Origin of the sequence: Pseudomonas sp. HN8-3, assembly GCF_020790195.1 — a bacterium.
In the GTDB taxonomy this organism is placed as follows: domain Bacteria; phylum Pseudomonadota; class Gammaproteobacteria; order Pseudomonadales; family Pseudomonadaceae; genus Aquipseudomonas; species Aquipseudomonas synxantha_A.
The window spans coordinates 3,385,046-3,397,232 of record NZ_CP086206.1 but is presented as its reverse complement, the minus strand read 5'-3'; the positions used below and the strand labels follow the sequence as shown (position 1 = coordinate 3,397,232).

Annotated in this window: 12 protein-coding genes and 1 pseudogene; 6 read left to right on the top strand and 7 right to left on the bottom strand. The window is 59.3% G+C overall.

The features are described from left to right. Positions 1 to 186: 186 nt before the first annotated feature. Positions 187 to 1,338, top strand: a complete 1,152-nt coding sequence (gene macA / locus LJX92_RS14820; protein ID WP_005788987.1) for a macrolide transporter subunit MacA — start codon at positions 187 to 189, stop codon at positions 1,336 to 1,338. A 3-nt stretch (positions 1,339 to 1,341) separates the two neighbouring features. Continuing rightward, positions 1,342 to 3,300 carry a MacB family efflux pump subunit gene (locus tag LJX92_RS14815; RefSeq protein ID WP_228308493.1) on the top strand — a complete coding sequence of 653 codons (1,959 nt, stop codon included), beginning with the start codon at positions 1,342 to 1,344 and terminating at the stop codon, positions 3,298 to 3,300. A 131-nt stretch (positions 3,301 to 3,431) separates the two neighbouring features. On the opposite strand, the gene LJX92_RS14810 is transcribed toward LJX92_RS14815, so the two are convergent. Together LJX92_RS14810 and LJX92_RS14805 are read right to left on the bottom strand one after the other, a co-directional pair. After that, entirely contained in the window at positions 3,432 to 4,103 is a 672-nt protein-coding gene (locus LJX92_RS14810; RefSeq protein WP_228309909.1) for a helix-turn-helix transcriptional regulator, read from the bottom strand. 228 nt (positions 4,104 to 4,331) lie between these two features. After that, on the bottom strand, positions 4,332 to 5,576 hold the full coding sequence (locus LJX92_RS14805) for a methionine gamma-lyase (protein ID WP_032880742.1): 1,245 nt from the start codon (positions 5,574 to 5,576) through the stop codon (positions 4,332 to 4,334). Positions 5,577 to 5,699: 123 nt separating this feature from the next. Here LJX92_RS14805 and LJX92_RS14800 point away from each other — a divergent pair, with 123 nt between their 5' ends. Then, positions 5,700 to 6,170 carry an Lrp/AsnC family transcriptional regulator gene (locus tag LJX92_RS14800; RefSeq protein WP_228308492.1) on the top strand — a complete coding sequence of 157 codons (471 nt, stop codon included), beginning with the start codon at positions 5,700 to 5,702 and terminating at the stop codon, positions 6,168 to 6,170. A 29-nt stretch (positions 6,171 to 6,199) separates the two neighbouring features. On the opposite strand, the pseudogene LJX92_RS27020 reads toward LJX92_RS14800, so the two are convergent. Both LJX92_RS27020 and LJX92_RS14795 read right to left on the bottom strand, forming a co-directional pair. Next, positions 6,200 to 6,304 (bottom strand): annotated as a pseudogene (locus LJX92_RS27020) (outer membrane lipoprotein carrier protein LolA); the annotation flags it as partial. Next, the gene (locus tag LJX92_RS14795; RefSeq protein WP_228308491.1) at positions 6,295 to 7,731 is read right to left on the bottom strand and encodes a PLP-dependent aminotransferase family protein; all 1,437 of its coding nucleotides are present in this window, start codon (positions 7,729 to 7,731) and stop codon (positions 6,295 to 6,297) included. The gene LJX92_RS14795 and the pseudogene LJX92_RS27020, both read right to left, overlap by 10 nt. Positions 7,732 to 7,903: 172 nt before the next feature. On the opposite strand from LJX92_RS14795, the gene LJX92_RS14790 reads away from it, so the two are divergent. The 3 genes from LJX92_RS14790 (at position 7,904) to LJX92_RS14780 (ending at position 10,951) form a co-directional block, all read left to right on the top strand. Beyond that, positions 7,904 to 8,536 (top strand): LysE family translocator, encoded by a 633-nt coding sequence (locus LJX92_RS14790; RefSeq protein ID WP_228308490.1) that lies wholly within the window; start codon positions 7,904 to 7,906, stop codon positions 8,534 to 8,536. Between the two features lie 80 nt (positions 8,537 to 8,616). After that, a complete protein-coding gene (locus tag LJX92_RS14785) occupies positions 8,617 to 9,675 on the top strand; it encodes a diguanylate cyclase (protein WP_103734597.1) in 1,059 nt (352 codons plus the stop codon). Positions 9,676 to 9,721: 46 nt separating this feature from the next. Further along, positions 9,722 to 10,951: a M20/M25/M40 family metallo-hydrolase gene (locus LJX92_RS14780; RefSeq protein WP_032880746.1), complete on the top strand. Its 1,230-nt coding sequence runs from the start codon at positions 9,722 to 9,724 to the stop codon at positions 10,949 to 10,951. 155 nt (positions 10,952 to 11,106) lie between these two features. Here the strand turns inward: LJX92_RS14780 and LJX92_RS14775 are convergent, their stop codons facing one another. Genes LJX92_RS14775 through LJX92_RS14765 form a run of 3 tightly spaced genes read right to left on the bottom strand, consistent with a single transcriptional unit; the run spans position 11,107 to position 12,183 of the window. Beyond that, positions 11,107 to 11,523 carry a hypothetical protein gene (locus tag LJX92_RS14775; protein ID WP_032880747.1) on the bottom strand — a complete coding sequence of 139 codons (417 nt, stop codon included), beginning with the start codon at positions 11,521 to 11,523 and terminating at the stop codon, positions 11,107 to 11,109. Continuing rightward, positions 11,517 to 11,855 carry a hypothetical protein gene (locus tag LJX92_RS14770; RefSeq protein ID WP_228308489.1) on the bottom strand — a complete coding sequence of 113 codons (339 nt, stop codon included), beginning with the start codon at positions 11,853 to 11,855 and terminating at the stop codon, positions 11,517 to 11,519. The genes LJX92_RS14775 and LJX92_RS14770 overlap by 7 nt, the downstream gene beginning before the upstream one ends. Next, positions 11,845 to 12,183 (bottom strand): hypothetical protein, encoded by a 339-nt coding sequence (locus tag LJX92_RS14765; protein WP_228309908.1) that lies wholly within the window; start codon positions 12,181 to 12,183, stop codon positions 11,845 to 11,847. The genes LJX92_RS14770 and LJX92_RS14765 overlap by 11 nt, the downstream gene beginning before the upstream one ends. Between the last annotated feature and the right edge of the window lie 4 nt (positions 12,184 to 12,187).

Here is a 12,187-nt window from a genome sequence, read left to right as displayed (position 1 = left end):
GTTACCTAAATAACGGATATGTACTCGTTCTGATCCAACATCCTGGTCGGCTGTCAGGCCGCCATCGGGAGCAAGCCCCCTCCCACATTTTTAAGCTGTGCAAGTCAATAAAACCTCACTCTGCTTTTGCAACCCGATGCCGCGTCTACCCGGCCAACGGATCTGTACTCAATCAAGAAGCCAACCATGCAAACGTCTAAATTCCGCAAAATCGGCCTCCTGGCAGCATTGGCCGTCGCCATCGGCCTGATCATCTACACCGTAAAGGCCCCCGCCGACGCCCCCCAATACCTCACCGCCACCACCGAACGCGGCGATATCGAAAACGCAGTATTGGCCACCGGCCTGCTCGAAGGCATCAAGCAGGTCGACGTCGGCGCCCAAGTCTCCGGCCAGCTCAAATCGCTGAAAGTCAAAGTCGGCGACAAGGTAAAAAAGGGCCAGTGGCTAGCCGAAATCGACCCGCTGATCCTGCAGAACACCCTGCGCAAAGCCCAGGTCGACGAAGAAAACCTCCAGGCCCAACGCCGCGCCACCGCCGCGCAGCTCAAGCAGGCCAAGTCTGTCTATGAGCGCTACAAGGGCCTGCAGGCCGACGAATCGGTGTCACGCCAGGATTTCGAAGACGCCGAATCAAGCTTCCAGGTGCAGCAGGCCAACCTGCTGTCCCTGGACGCACAGATCAAAAGCGCACACATCCAGATCGACACCGCCAAGGTCAACCTGGCCTACACCCGCATCAACGCGCCCATCGACGGCGACGTAGTGGGCATCGTCACCCAGGAAGGCCAGACCGTGATCGCCAGCCAGCTCGCACCGGTACTGCTCAAGCTGGCGGACCTGGATACCATGACCGTCAAGGCCCAAGTCTCGGAAGCGGATGTGATTCATATCAGCCCCGGCCAGCAGGTGTACTTCACCATCCTCGGCGAGGCGGACAAACGCTATTACGCCAAACTGCGCGGCACTGAACCAGCCCCGCAGAACTTCCTCGAAACCCAGACCGCCGGCACCCCCAAGCAGAACACCGCGGTGTTTTATAACGCGCTGTTCGACGTGCCCAACCCTGACCACCGCCTGCGCATCGCCATGACCGCACAGGTGCGCATTGTGCTCGACACCGCCGAGGCCGCGTTGATGGTGCCGGTGGCGGCGCTGGGAGCACGCAATGCCGACGGCAGTTACCCGGTGCGGGTGCTGGATGCCAAGGGCAAAGCGGTAGAGCGCAACGTCAGGACCGGCATCAATAACAACGTCAAAGTGCAGATTCTGGATGGCCTGGCCGAGGGCGACAAGGTGGTGATCGGCGACGCCACACCCGCCGTGGCAGGGAGCTGATCCATGACTCAGCCTCTGTTGGAACTCAAGGGCATCACCCGTAGTTTCATGGCCGGCGAGCGTGAATTCATCGCGCTCAAAGGCATCGACCTGACGATTCATGCCGGGGAAATGCTGGCGATCATCGGCGCCTCGGGCTCGGGCAAATCGACCCTGATGAATATCCTTGGCGGCCTGGATTACGCCACCGCCGGCAGCTACAAGATCAATGGCATCGAAACCCGCTCCCTGGGCGATGAGCAACTGGCTGAGCTGCGCCGTGATTACTTCGGCTTTATCTTCCAGCGCTACCATTTGCTTGCTCACCTGAGCGCCTTGCACAACGTGGAAATGCCAGCGATTTATGCCGGTACTCCTGAAGGCCAGCGCCACAGCCGCGCGCGGGATTTGCTCGCTCGCCTGGGCTTGTCCGGGCATATCTCCCACCGGCCCAGCCAGCTGTCCGGCGGGCAACAACAGCGCGTGAGTATCGCGCGGGCCCTGATGAACGGCGGCGAAGTGATCCTCGCCGACGAACCCACCGGCGCCCTCGACACCCACAGCGGCAAGGAGGTGATGCGTATCCTCGCAGAGCTGCACGCGGCCGGGCACACGGTGATCATCGTCACCCACGACCCCAAAGTCGCGGCGAATGCCCAGCGCATTGTCGAGGTGTGTGACGGTGAGATCGTCAGCGACAAGGTCAATGACAGCGTTGACCTGGAGCTGCCCAGCGAAGCGCCGATCGAGTCCAGGCGCAGCGGTGCGCGGCGCCTGGTGGCGAGCCTGGGGCTATTCAAGGAAGCCTTCAACATGGCCTGGGTTGCGCTGATTTCGCACCGCATGCGCACCTTGCTGACCATGCTCGGCATTGTGATCGGGATCACCTCGGTGGTGTCGATCTCGGCCATCGGCGAAGGCGCCAAGCGCTATGTGCTCAAGGACATCCAGGCGATCGGCAGCAACACCATCGATATCTTTTCCGGCACCAGCTTTGGCGACAGTCGCGCCTCGGCGATCCAGACGCTGATGCCCTCGGATGTGGACGCGCTGAACCAGCTGTATTACGTCGACAGCGCCACGCCGGTGGTGGGCCGCAACCTGTTGCTGCGCTTTGGCAACATCGATGTGGATGCCCAGGTCAACGGCGTCAGTGATCGCTACTTCAAGGTCAAGGGCCTCAAGCTGGAAGCCGGCATTGCCTTCAGTGAAAGCGATGCGCGACGCCAGGCCCAGGTGGTGGTGATCGACCACAACACCCGCCAGCGGCTGTTCGGGCCGAACATCGACCCGCTGGGCCAGGTGATCCTGGTGGGCAACCTGCCGTGTACGGTGATCGGCGTGACGGTGGACAACAAGAACATGTTCGCCGCCAGCAAGGCGCTGAACGTGTGGGTGCCGTATGAGACGGCGGCGGGGCGCCTGTTGGGCCAGCGTCATCTGGACAGCATCACCGTGCGCATCAAAGACGGCCAGCCGAGCAAGGTGGTGGAAGACAACGTCAACAAGCTGATGCTGCAACGTCACGGCACCAAGGACTTCTTCACCAACAACCTCGACAGCATCATGCAGACGGTGCAAAAAACCAGCCGTTCCCTGGCGCTGCTGTTGTCGTTGATTGCGGTGATTTCATTGCTGGTGGGAGGCATTGGCGTGATGAATATCATGCTGGTGTCGGTCACCGAGCGCACCCGCGAGATTGGTATCCGCATGGCGGTGGGGGCGCGCCAGTCGGATATTCGCCAGCAGTTTCTGGTGGAGGCGGTGATGGTGTGTTTGATCGGCGGGATCATCGGGATCTCGTTGTCCTACGCCATCGGTTATCTGTTTTCGCTGTTTGTGAAGGAGTGGGAAATGGTGTTTTCGGTGGGCTCGATCATTACCGCGTTTGCCTGCTCGACACTGATCGGCATTGTGTTCGGTTTTGTGCCGGCGCGAAATGCGGCGCGGTTGGACCCGATAGAGGCATTGGCAAGGGACTGATCCCTATCTGCTAATGAGGACCTCATGTGGGAGGGGGCTTGCTCCCGATAGCAATTTTTCAGTCAAAGATGTCATGGCTGATACACCGCTATCGGGAGCAAGCCCCCTCCCACAGTTTGATCTGCGTCCGCCTAGAAACGGGTGCTGTCTTGGGTCGAGTACATCCACCGCAACAACGAATGCCGCCCACTGATCCCCAGCTTGATCGCCGCGCGCTTGAGGTAGCTTTCGATGGTGTTGACCTTCAATGCCAGTTGTTCGGCCAGCTCCGGTGCGGTGCGCCCGGCCAGCAGGCCCACGCACACTTGCAGTTCACGGTTGGACAGGGTCAGCCCCGATTGCACCAGGCGCTCCTGGATGCGTCGGCGCAGGGTTTCGATGCCCTGGTGCTGTGGCACTGCCGGCGGGCTGTCCTGACGGCCAGGCTGGATCGCGGTGATGTGTTTTTCCACCATGGGCAGCAACAGCGTGGAGAAGTCCTGCAACATGCTGCGCTCTTGGGCAGAAAAACTCTGCGAGGGGTGCGAGCGGTACACCGACAGCACGTAGCGCACATCGTCCTTGTGTCCGGTGAGGTGCAATTGTGCGGCGGGTTGCTCGGCCCCCAGGGTTGCCACCGAGTCGGTGTAGACCGGGCTGATCTTGCGGCGGCTGTGGCCTTCGCTGTTGACCTGCAGCTGGGTGATATGGGTGGCGTCCACGGCCAGTTGGGTGAGGATGAGGTCATGCAGCATACGTGGGAAATGGCGGCTGCCGGTGCTGGCGATGACCTTGCCTATATGTGGGAACAGGTGTGAGTTCATCAATTCGTCCATGAGTTTCGGGTACAGGTATTGGGCGTTATAGCGGCGGGAGTCAACAAGGTAACCGCTATGAATAACCTGCACGGATAATCCTTCCCGCCGCCACCATGCTAGTACAGGCTGGCAAAGGCAGGGGGATCCAATCGATAAAATTCAGATTAAAAACGCATAACGGTAGTCGGATCCGTCCGACCACCGCCAGGATAAAAATCACTTTACGTGTAGGCGCTATCTCACAGCAGAGGGCGCTGTCGCGGCCTGACGCACCGTGTTGCGGCCGCACTTGGCCAGGGCCTGATGCACATCCGCCAACAGGTCGGCGACGTCTTCAAGCCCCACCGACAAACGCACCAGGCCCTCGCTGATACCGTGCTGCGCAAGTTGCTCGGGGGTATAGGTGGAGTGGGTCATGCTCGCCGGATGTTGCGCCAACGATTCGGCATCCCCCAGGCTGACCGCACGGGTGAACAGTTGCAGTGCGTTCATAAAGCGCCGCCCCGTCTCGATCCCGCCCTTGAGTTCAAAGGCAATCATGCCGCCGGGCAGTTTCATTTGCCGGGTCGCGAGTTCGTACTGTGGGAAGGACCGCAGCCCGGGGTAGATCACACTCTCCACGGCCGGGTGCGCCTGTAAGGCTTCGGCCAGCGCCTGGGCATTGCTGCAATGGCGGTCCATGCGCAGGGCCAGGGTCTTGAGGCCGCGCATCAGCAACGACGCGTCCTGGGGCGACATCACCGCGCCAGTCAGGTCCTTGAGCCCTTGCAGGCGAATGCGCTGTGCCAGCGCCTGGTTGCTCACCGCAATGCCTGCGGTGATGTCGCCATGGCCGCTGAGGTATTTGGTGGCCGAGTGCACCACCACATCGGCACCCAGTTCCAGGGGCCGTTGCAGGTAGGGCGTGCAGTAGGTGTTGTCGACCACCAGGGTGACATTCGGCTGTTGATGGGCAAGCCTGGCCACGGCGGCGATGTCGATCAGGCGCAGGTTGGGGTTGGCCGGGGTTTCGCAGTAGATCATGCGGGTCGCCGGGGACAAGGCCGCTTGCAGGGCGGCCAGGTCGGTCAGGTCAACATGCCGCACCTTGATGCCGAATTCGCCGATGCCGTGGTGCAACAGAGCGAAGGTGCAGCCATACAGGGTCTGGCTGACGATCACCTCGTCGCCCGGGCGTAGCAGGGTCCAGAACGTCGCGGCAATCGCGCCCATGCCGGAGCTGAAGGCCACCGCCGCTTCACCGTTTTCCAGGGTGGCCATGCGTGATTCCAGCAGCGCCAGGGTCGGGTTGGAAATGCGCGTGTAGAAGTGGCCGCTGGCTTCGCCGGCAAAGCACGCGGCGCCGTATTCAACCGTGGGAAAGGCGAAGGTGGCCGACAGGTAAATCGGCGGTACGAGCGCGCCGTGGTGGTCCTTGGGGTCATAGCCGTGGTGAATGGCACGGGTGGAAAAGCCGCAGGTGTGGTGTTTATTGGTCATGTCGGGCGCTCCTTATTTCCTACAATGCTATGCTCATAACCACGGACGAACCTTGCAAAAACTGCTGGAAAAACCCGCGTTTGTGAATCAAACACCGATAAAAATAATGATTAGAGGCACGTTATGCCCATCAAGCTGGACCGCACCGACAAAGCCCTTTTAAACGCATTGCAGGGCAACGCCCGCCTGACCGTGGCCGAACTGGCCGAGCGGGTCGCCTTGACGACCTCACCCTGCTGGCGCCGGGTGCGCACCCTGGAGGAAAGCGGGGTGATCAGCGGCTACCAGGCGATCCTCTCGCCCAAGGCGCTGGGCTATGGGGTGACCGCGTTTGTCAGCATCATGATGGACAGCCACACCCAGGAAATCGCCCGCGCGTTCGAGCAGCGCCTGTTGGAGATTCCGGAAATCGTGGCGTGCCATAACGTGTCGGGCCGCTATGATTTTTTGCTGGAAGTGGTGGCCAAGGACCTGGAATCGTTTGGCGAGTTTGCCCGCGAAGTCTTGCAGACCTTGCCCTGCGTCAAGGAAATCTATTCGAGCTTTTCGTACAAGTCGGTGCGGCCGTTGCGGGTAATTCCGTTGCCGAGGTGAACGGCTCAAAACACCTCAATTGGCTTTTCTGTAGGAGCAAGCTTGCTCGCGAAAAACCTGAGAGCGCCGCGCTTGGGCTGTAAACCCGCGTCATCGTTGACGACCTTCGCGGGCAAGCCCGCTCCTACAGGGATTCGCGCCCGGCATGGGCATTGCTCTGCGCCACTTCATGCAACAACGCCTCAAACACCCGCTGCACCCGTGGCTCATCACTGTGGGCCACATTGAAGCGCATCGAGTCGCGATGGGCCGGGTCGTAGCCAAACAGCGCACCGGGCGCCAGCACCATGCTGCGTTTCAACGCTTCCTGGGCCAGCAATTCGCCGTTCACCCCCTTCGGCAGACGCGCCCAGATAAACATTCCGCCTTCATAGGCCATCGGCAGTTCGCAGCCGCAGCGCTTGAGCCATTGTTCGATGCGTCCACCGGCCTCCATCAGGCGTTGCACCATGCGCTTGCGATGCTTGGCATAACTGCCTTCGGTGAGCATACGGTAGACGATCTGTTCGAACAGTTCGGAGGTTACGCCGCCGCTCATCAACTTCATATTGGTGAGGTTGGCGGCCAGTTGCGGCGCGGCCACGACGTAGCTGACCCGGGTGTTGGCGCTGAGGATCTTGGAGAACCCTGACAAGTAGGTAACCTGATCGAGCCCGGCGACGGCAGCCAGGCGCGGGGGAGGGTTGGGGTGCAGGTCGCCATACAGATCATCCTCGACGATATGGCAGTGGTATTGCTGGGTCAGCTGCAGCAGGCGAAACGCTTGGCTGGGGCTGAAGGTATGCCCGGTGGGGTTATGCAAAACGCTGGTGGTCAGGTAGAGGCTGGGGCGGTGTTCGGCCAGCAACTGTTCGAGGGCTGCGAAATCGAAACCGTCGGGGCGGCGCTCAATGGTAACGACCTTGACCCCATGCAGCGCCAGGTTGGCGTGGAAGTTGAAGTAGCACGGCGCGTCGAGCAACACCGTGTCGCCAGGTCGGGCCAGCAGGCGCATAAGCATGTCCAGGCCCTGCACAGTGTTGGGCGTGGTGGTGATCTGTTCTACGGGCACCGACAAACCTTCACCGTGCAGTTTCTGTTGCAGCGCCTGGCGCAACGGCAGCAGCCCGGCTGGCGTGCCCAAGCCTGCGATGCGCAGCGTTGGCGCACGCACCACACTGCGCATGGCCTGGCGAATCGCTTCGCCATTGAGCCATTCCTCCGGCAAGTGCCCACCGCCGGGGCGCAGTTCGCCACTGGCGGTGACCAGCGGGCGACGCAATATGCTGAGCAGGTCCTGGGGCAGCAAGTCGACCCAGGTCGCCGTTGCCGGCCGGGCGCTGTCCATCGCCACGAAGTAGCCACGGCCTTGGCTGGAGGTGAGCAAATGGCGCCCGCGCAGGCGGTCCAGCGCCTCATTGACGGTGAACTTGCTCACGCCCAGGGTCTGGGTCAATTCCCGTACCGACGGCAACTTGCTGCCCGGCGCCCATTCGCCGTTCTCGATGGCCTGGCTGAACGCCTCGACGATCTGCTGGACCTTGGGGGTGCCTTCCACAAAAGCGATGGCGGATACAAACATGACGGGACCTTATGTTTGCCGGTGATTTTACCGGTGAAGTCAGGCCGGATTAGGCATCACTTTACCTGCCTTGTGCAATGCCGCTGCCCTAGACTGCGCCGTAACCAGACCGCCAAGGCCGCCCTGGGGCGGGCGCTTGAGGCGTGTTTCTCTCCATTCAAGGTCCGCGGCCATGACAAGTGCATTAACCCTGTCTTCGTTTCTCTACTTCCTGCTGTTTTGCACCACCATGACCTTCAGCCCCGGCCCCATGACCCTGCTGTTGCTGAGCCTGGGCTTGAAGGACGGCCTGCGCAGTTCGATCCCGGCGCAGATCGGCGCCAGTGTGTCGTACCTGATTTCCATCCTGATTTTTGCCGTCGGTTTCTCGGAACTGATCAAGGGCAACCTTGCCATTACCCAGACCATCCAGTTTGTCGGGGTGGCCTACATTCTCTACCTGGCCTACAAGCAGTGGACCAACAGCGGCGTGTCGATCAACAGCGCAGGCGCCGTGGAAGGCTCGCGCAGCCTGTTTGGCAAAGGGCTGTTGACCGGGTTTTCCAACCCCAAGACCATCATCATGTTCAGTGCGGTGTTCCCGCAGTTTGCAGGTGCGGGCGAGCACAGTTCGGCGGCGGACATCGCCATTCTCGGGGCGACCTTCCTGTTGCTGCAATTTGCCAGCGGGTGCCTGTATTGCTATTTCGGCCAGCGCATCAAGCATGTACTGGAAAACCCCAAGCGGCGGGTGTTGTTGCAGCGGGTCACCGCAGTGCTGCTGTTGGGCGTTGCATGGATGCTGGCGCGTGGCTTTTCACACTGAAGCATTAGCGTGTAAGCAGTAGTGGCGATTTGACGTTGCCCTGTTAGACTCCAGGCACTCACTCAGGATCGCACCCCACCATGCCAGCCGTAGGAGGAAAGGGACTTCCGCTCGCTTCGCGCTTGTACAAATCTCGTCTTCTGGGGCTGAGCCTCGGCTTCATCTGCGTGGTGTTTGCCATGTATCCGCTGAGTCCTTCCCTTTGGGTGTGGGCCTGGATGCTGATCAACGCTTTTGTGTGGCCGCATGTGGCGTTTCAATTGTCTTTGCGTGCAGCCCATACCCTGGGCAGTGAGCGTCGTAGCCTGTTGTTCGATTCTTTTTGCGGCGGGTTTTGGGTCGGCGCGATGCACTTCAACCCACTGCCCAGCGTCACCACCCTGTCGATGATGACCATGAACAACGTGGCCATCGGTGGCACGCGCTTTATGCTGGCGGGGTGGGCGGCGCAGGCGCTGGGGCTGGGCGCGGCGCTGCTGATTTTTGCGCCTGGGTTTATCGCCGTGACCACCCAGGCCCAGTTGTATGCCTGCCTGCCGATCCTGATGCTGTATCCCTTGGTGCTGGGCTGGATCTGCTACCGCCAGGCCGTGACCCTGGCCCGGCACAAGCGTGAGCTGTTGGCCTTGAGCCGCACCGACAGCTTGTCCGGCCTGCTCAACCACGGTGCCTGGAAAGACCACCTGGACATCGAGTTCCAACGCTGCCGCCGAAACCAGGCGGGCGCCGCCATCGCGCTGATTGATATTGACCACTTCAAGACTATCAACGACACCTATGGCCATGTGACCGGCGATATCGTCCTGCGCCAATTGAGCAAAGTGCTGCGCCAGAACCTGCGCGCCACCGATCTGGCCGGGCGTTATGGCGGCGATGAGTTCTGCGTGATCCTGCCGGACATGCCCCTCAATCGCGCCACCGAAGTGATGGAGGCCTTGCGCGATCGCTTCAACGCCTTGGCCTATGCCCAGGACCCGGCATTGCGCGTCAGCTTGAGTATCGGCCTGGCGCCGTACCAGCCGACCCACGCTGACTCCATCGGTTGGCTCAACGATGCCGACCAGGCGTTGTACGAAGCCAAGAGCAGCGGGCGCAACCGGGTAAACGCCGTGCAGGAGGGTTGGTTGCGGTCGGTCTAGTGAGATAGGGTGTGGGGAGCCCATTCCAACAAAAAAGGATCGCTCCATGCTCTTCACTTTCCCGCGTACCCTGCTGGCCGCCACCCTGGCGTTGTCCTTCGTCATGCCGGCCTACAGCGCCGAACCTCACAAGCAGATCCAGGCGGATGCCGAGCAGTACAAGGCCCAGGCCCTGAAGCTGTTGGAGCGCCTGGTAAATATCGACTCGGGGTCAGGTTACGAGCCGGGCCTGACCCAAGTGCGTGACATCGCCGTGGATGAGTTGAAGCAATTGGGGTTCAGCATTGAATTGGTACCGGACAAGGCGGCCAATAACAGCCACGTGGTTGCCACCCTCAAAGGCACCGGCAAGGCCAGGATCCTGCTGATGGCGCACATGGACACTGTCTTCAAGGAAGGCTCGGCCGCCGAGCGCCCGTTCCACATCAAGGATGGTCGTGCTTATGGTCCCGGCGTGATGGATGACAAGGGCGGCATCGTCGCCGGCATCTACGCGCTGAAAGTCCTGAAAAACCAGGGCTTCAAGGACTACGCACAGATCACCTTCCTGCTCGACGCCAGCGAAGAAACCGGCTCTGAGGCTGCCTCGGAACTGATCCGTAAAACCGCCAAGGGCCATGACGTGACCCTCAACCTGGAACCCGGCCGCCCAGCGGACGGCCTGGTGGTATGGCGCAAAGGCAGCGCGACCGCGGTGGTCGAAGTCAAAGGCAAGTCCGCCCACGCCGGCGTCGCCCCGGAACTGGGACGCAACGCCGCCATGGAGGCCGCGCACCAGATCCTGCAACTGGGCAAGCTCGGTGATGAAGAGAAGAAGACCACCATCAACTTCACTGTGCTCAAATCCGGTGACCGCACTAACGTTATCCCCGACCAGGCCACTGCCAAGGCCGACGTACGTGCGGCGGTGCCGGAAGAGTTCGATCGAATCGAGAAGGATCTGGCGCGGGTATCAGCCAACAAGTTGATCCCCGACACTGAAGTGAAAACCAGCCTGCAACGTGGCCTGCCACCAATGCCGCAAACGGCCGAATCGGATAAGTTGGTGGCGATCGCCCAAGGTATTTATGGCGAGTTGGGGCGCAAATTGACCATCGAAGGCAGTGGCGGCGCGGCAGATGCCAGCTTGTCGGCCGGGGTAGGGACGCCGACGTTGGATGGGTTTGGGATTGTGGGGGGCAATATCCACACGGCGGAGGAATATGCCGAGGTGGAGAGCGTGGCGCCGCGGGTTTATCTGTTGAGCCGGATGATTATGGAGCTGGCCAAGCGCTGATCGGAGCGTTGGATTGAAGCACTGAAGAGATTCAAATGTGGGAGGGGGCTTGCTCCCGATGGCGGTGGATCAGCTTGCATATGCTTTGGCTGACCCACTGCTATCGGGAGCAAGCCCCCTCCCACATTGGATATTCAGTGTGGTCAAGATTCGGGTCACCATGTGGCAGGGTCTTCGAGGCTGGCTTTTTGGAGGTCTTCTTTCCACCACTCATTAGCTAATCTATAAATTTCTTCGAAAAAACCTTTTGGATTGTCCATGTCACTCCATCCCCAAGGCAGGGTGCAGTAATAGCCGGGAGCCTGTCTCAATAAGTGCGAAAAATTATAGGTTTCGTCGCTAAGTGCAGCCCCCAATTTGTCGCATAAGACCTTGCGATGTCGATAGCTTAGATCTGAAGATTTCTCAATTATGTATTTTTTGATCAGCCGTCTTCTGTCTGTGTAAAGGTTGATGTCGTAACGTGCAAACTCTTCACCTAAAGTCTCTTCGCGATCATAAATATCGAACGGACTGAGTAAGTGTCGAAGTTTCGGTGCGTACGGGATATCTAGAAAAGGGTGTTTCAGCATTGGTCATTGCTCACAGGGAATACGGTATAAAGTTCTTTGGTTTTGCGATCGAATTTCGCGATCGCTGCATCCATATTTTCATCAAGTATTGGATTGTTTCGGTCAGAAGGGTTTGGTATGTATCCTCTTCCGCAACCCTGCATTTCGATTCGGACAATTGGGTTGCCGTAGTAATCTTCCCCGGTAAAAGGCGGTAGATTGCGTTCCGCTCTTGTGGTCGCATCATTTAATACAGCGAATTGCGCTCGATGACTTTTAAACTGTGTGCTTAACTGCATAGGATTTTTCCCTTTGCTGGAGGTGTTTATTTGTTTAGGGGCATTAGCTCGCATCGGACTCTATCTTGTAGTGCTGTAAGCAGCGTAGTAGAACTCGCATGAATTCTCTTTGGTCAAATATCTCAGCGCTAAAATAAGTTGTCATTCTTTTGAATACATCATCGAAGTTATCACTGGCCGCCAAGAAGTGTTCTATTGAAGTAATGAACCAATCTTGCTCTGATGTGGTGTATATCAGAAATTCTGGCTTGGTCAGATCGTCAAAAAGTTCGGTGAGCTCCTTTTCGTCATTTACGTCTGCAGAAGCAATCCGCGCCTCTCTTTCTAAATCATCAGTGTTCTCAATGTCATAAGTGAATAACAATCCGCGAATTATTGACATGCTA

Excerpts from the sequence above, each read along its gene's own strand:
- LJX92_RS14770 (WP_228308489.1), bottom strand. The coding sequence starts at position 11,855 with ATGCGAGCTAATGCCCCTAAACAAATAAACACCTCCAGCAAAGGGAAA.
- LJX92_RS14815 (WP_228308493.1), top strand. The coding sequence starts at position 1,342 with ATGACTCAGCCTCTGTTGGAACTCAAGGGCATCACCCGTAGTTTCATG.
- LJX92_RS14775 (WP_032880747.1), bottom strand. The coding sequence starts at position 11,523 with ATGCTGAAACACCCTTTTCTAGATATCCCGTACGCACCGAAACTTCGA.
- macA (WP_005788987.1), top strand. The coding sequence starts at position 187 with ATGCAAACGTCTAAATTCCGCAAAATCGGCCTCCTGGCAGCATTGGCC.
- LJX92_RS14810 (WP_228309909.1), bottom strand. The coding sequence starts at position 4,103 with ATGAACTCACACCTGTTCCCACATATAGGCAAGGTCATCGCCAGCACC.
- LJX92_RS14805 (WP_032880742.1), bottom strand. The coding sequence starts at position 5,576 with ATGACCAATAAACACCACACCTGCGGCTTTTCCACCCGTGCCATTCAC.
- LJX92_RS14800 (WP_228308492.1), top strand. The coding sequence starts at position 5,700 with ATGCCCATCAAGCTGGACCGCACCGACAAAGCCCTTTTAAACGCATTG.
- LJX92_RS14780 (WP_032880746.1), top strand. The coding sequence starts at position 9,722 with ATGCTCTTCACTTTCCCGCGTACCCTGCTGGCCGCCACCCTGGCGTTG.
- LJX92_RS14790 (WP_228308490.1), top strand. The coding sequence starts at position 7,904 with ATGACAAGTGCATTAACCCTGTCTTCGTTTCTCTACTTCCTGCTGTTT.
- LJX92_RS14765 (WP_228309908.1), bottom strand. The coding sequence starts at position 12,183 with ATGTCAATAATTCGCGGATTGTTATTCACTTATGACATTGAGAACACT.
- LJX92_RS14785 (WP_103734597.1), top strand. The coding sequence starts at position 8,617 with ATGCCAGCCGTAGGAGGAAAGGGACTTCCGCTCGCTTCGCGCTTGTAC.
- LJX92_RS14795 (WP_228308491.1), bottom strand. The coding sequence starts at position 7,731 with ATGTTTGTATCCGCCATCGCTTTTGTGGAAGGCACCCCCAAGGTCCAG.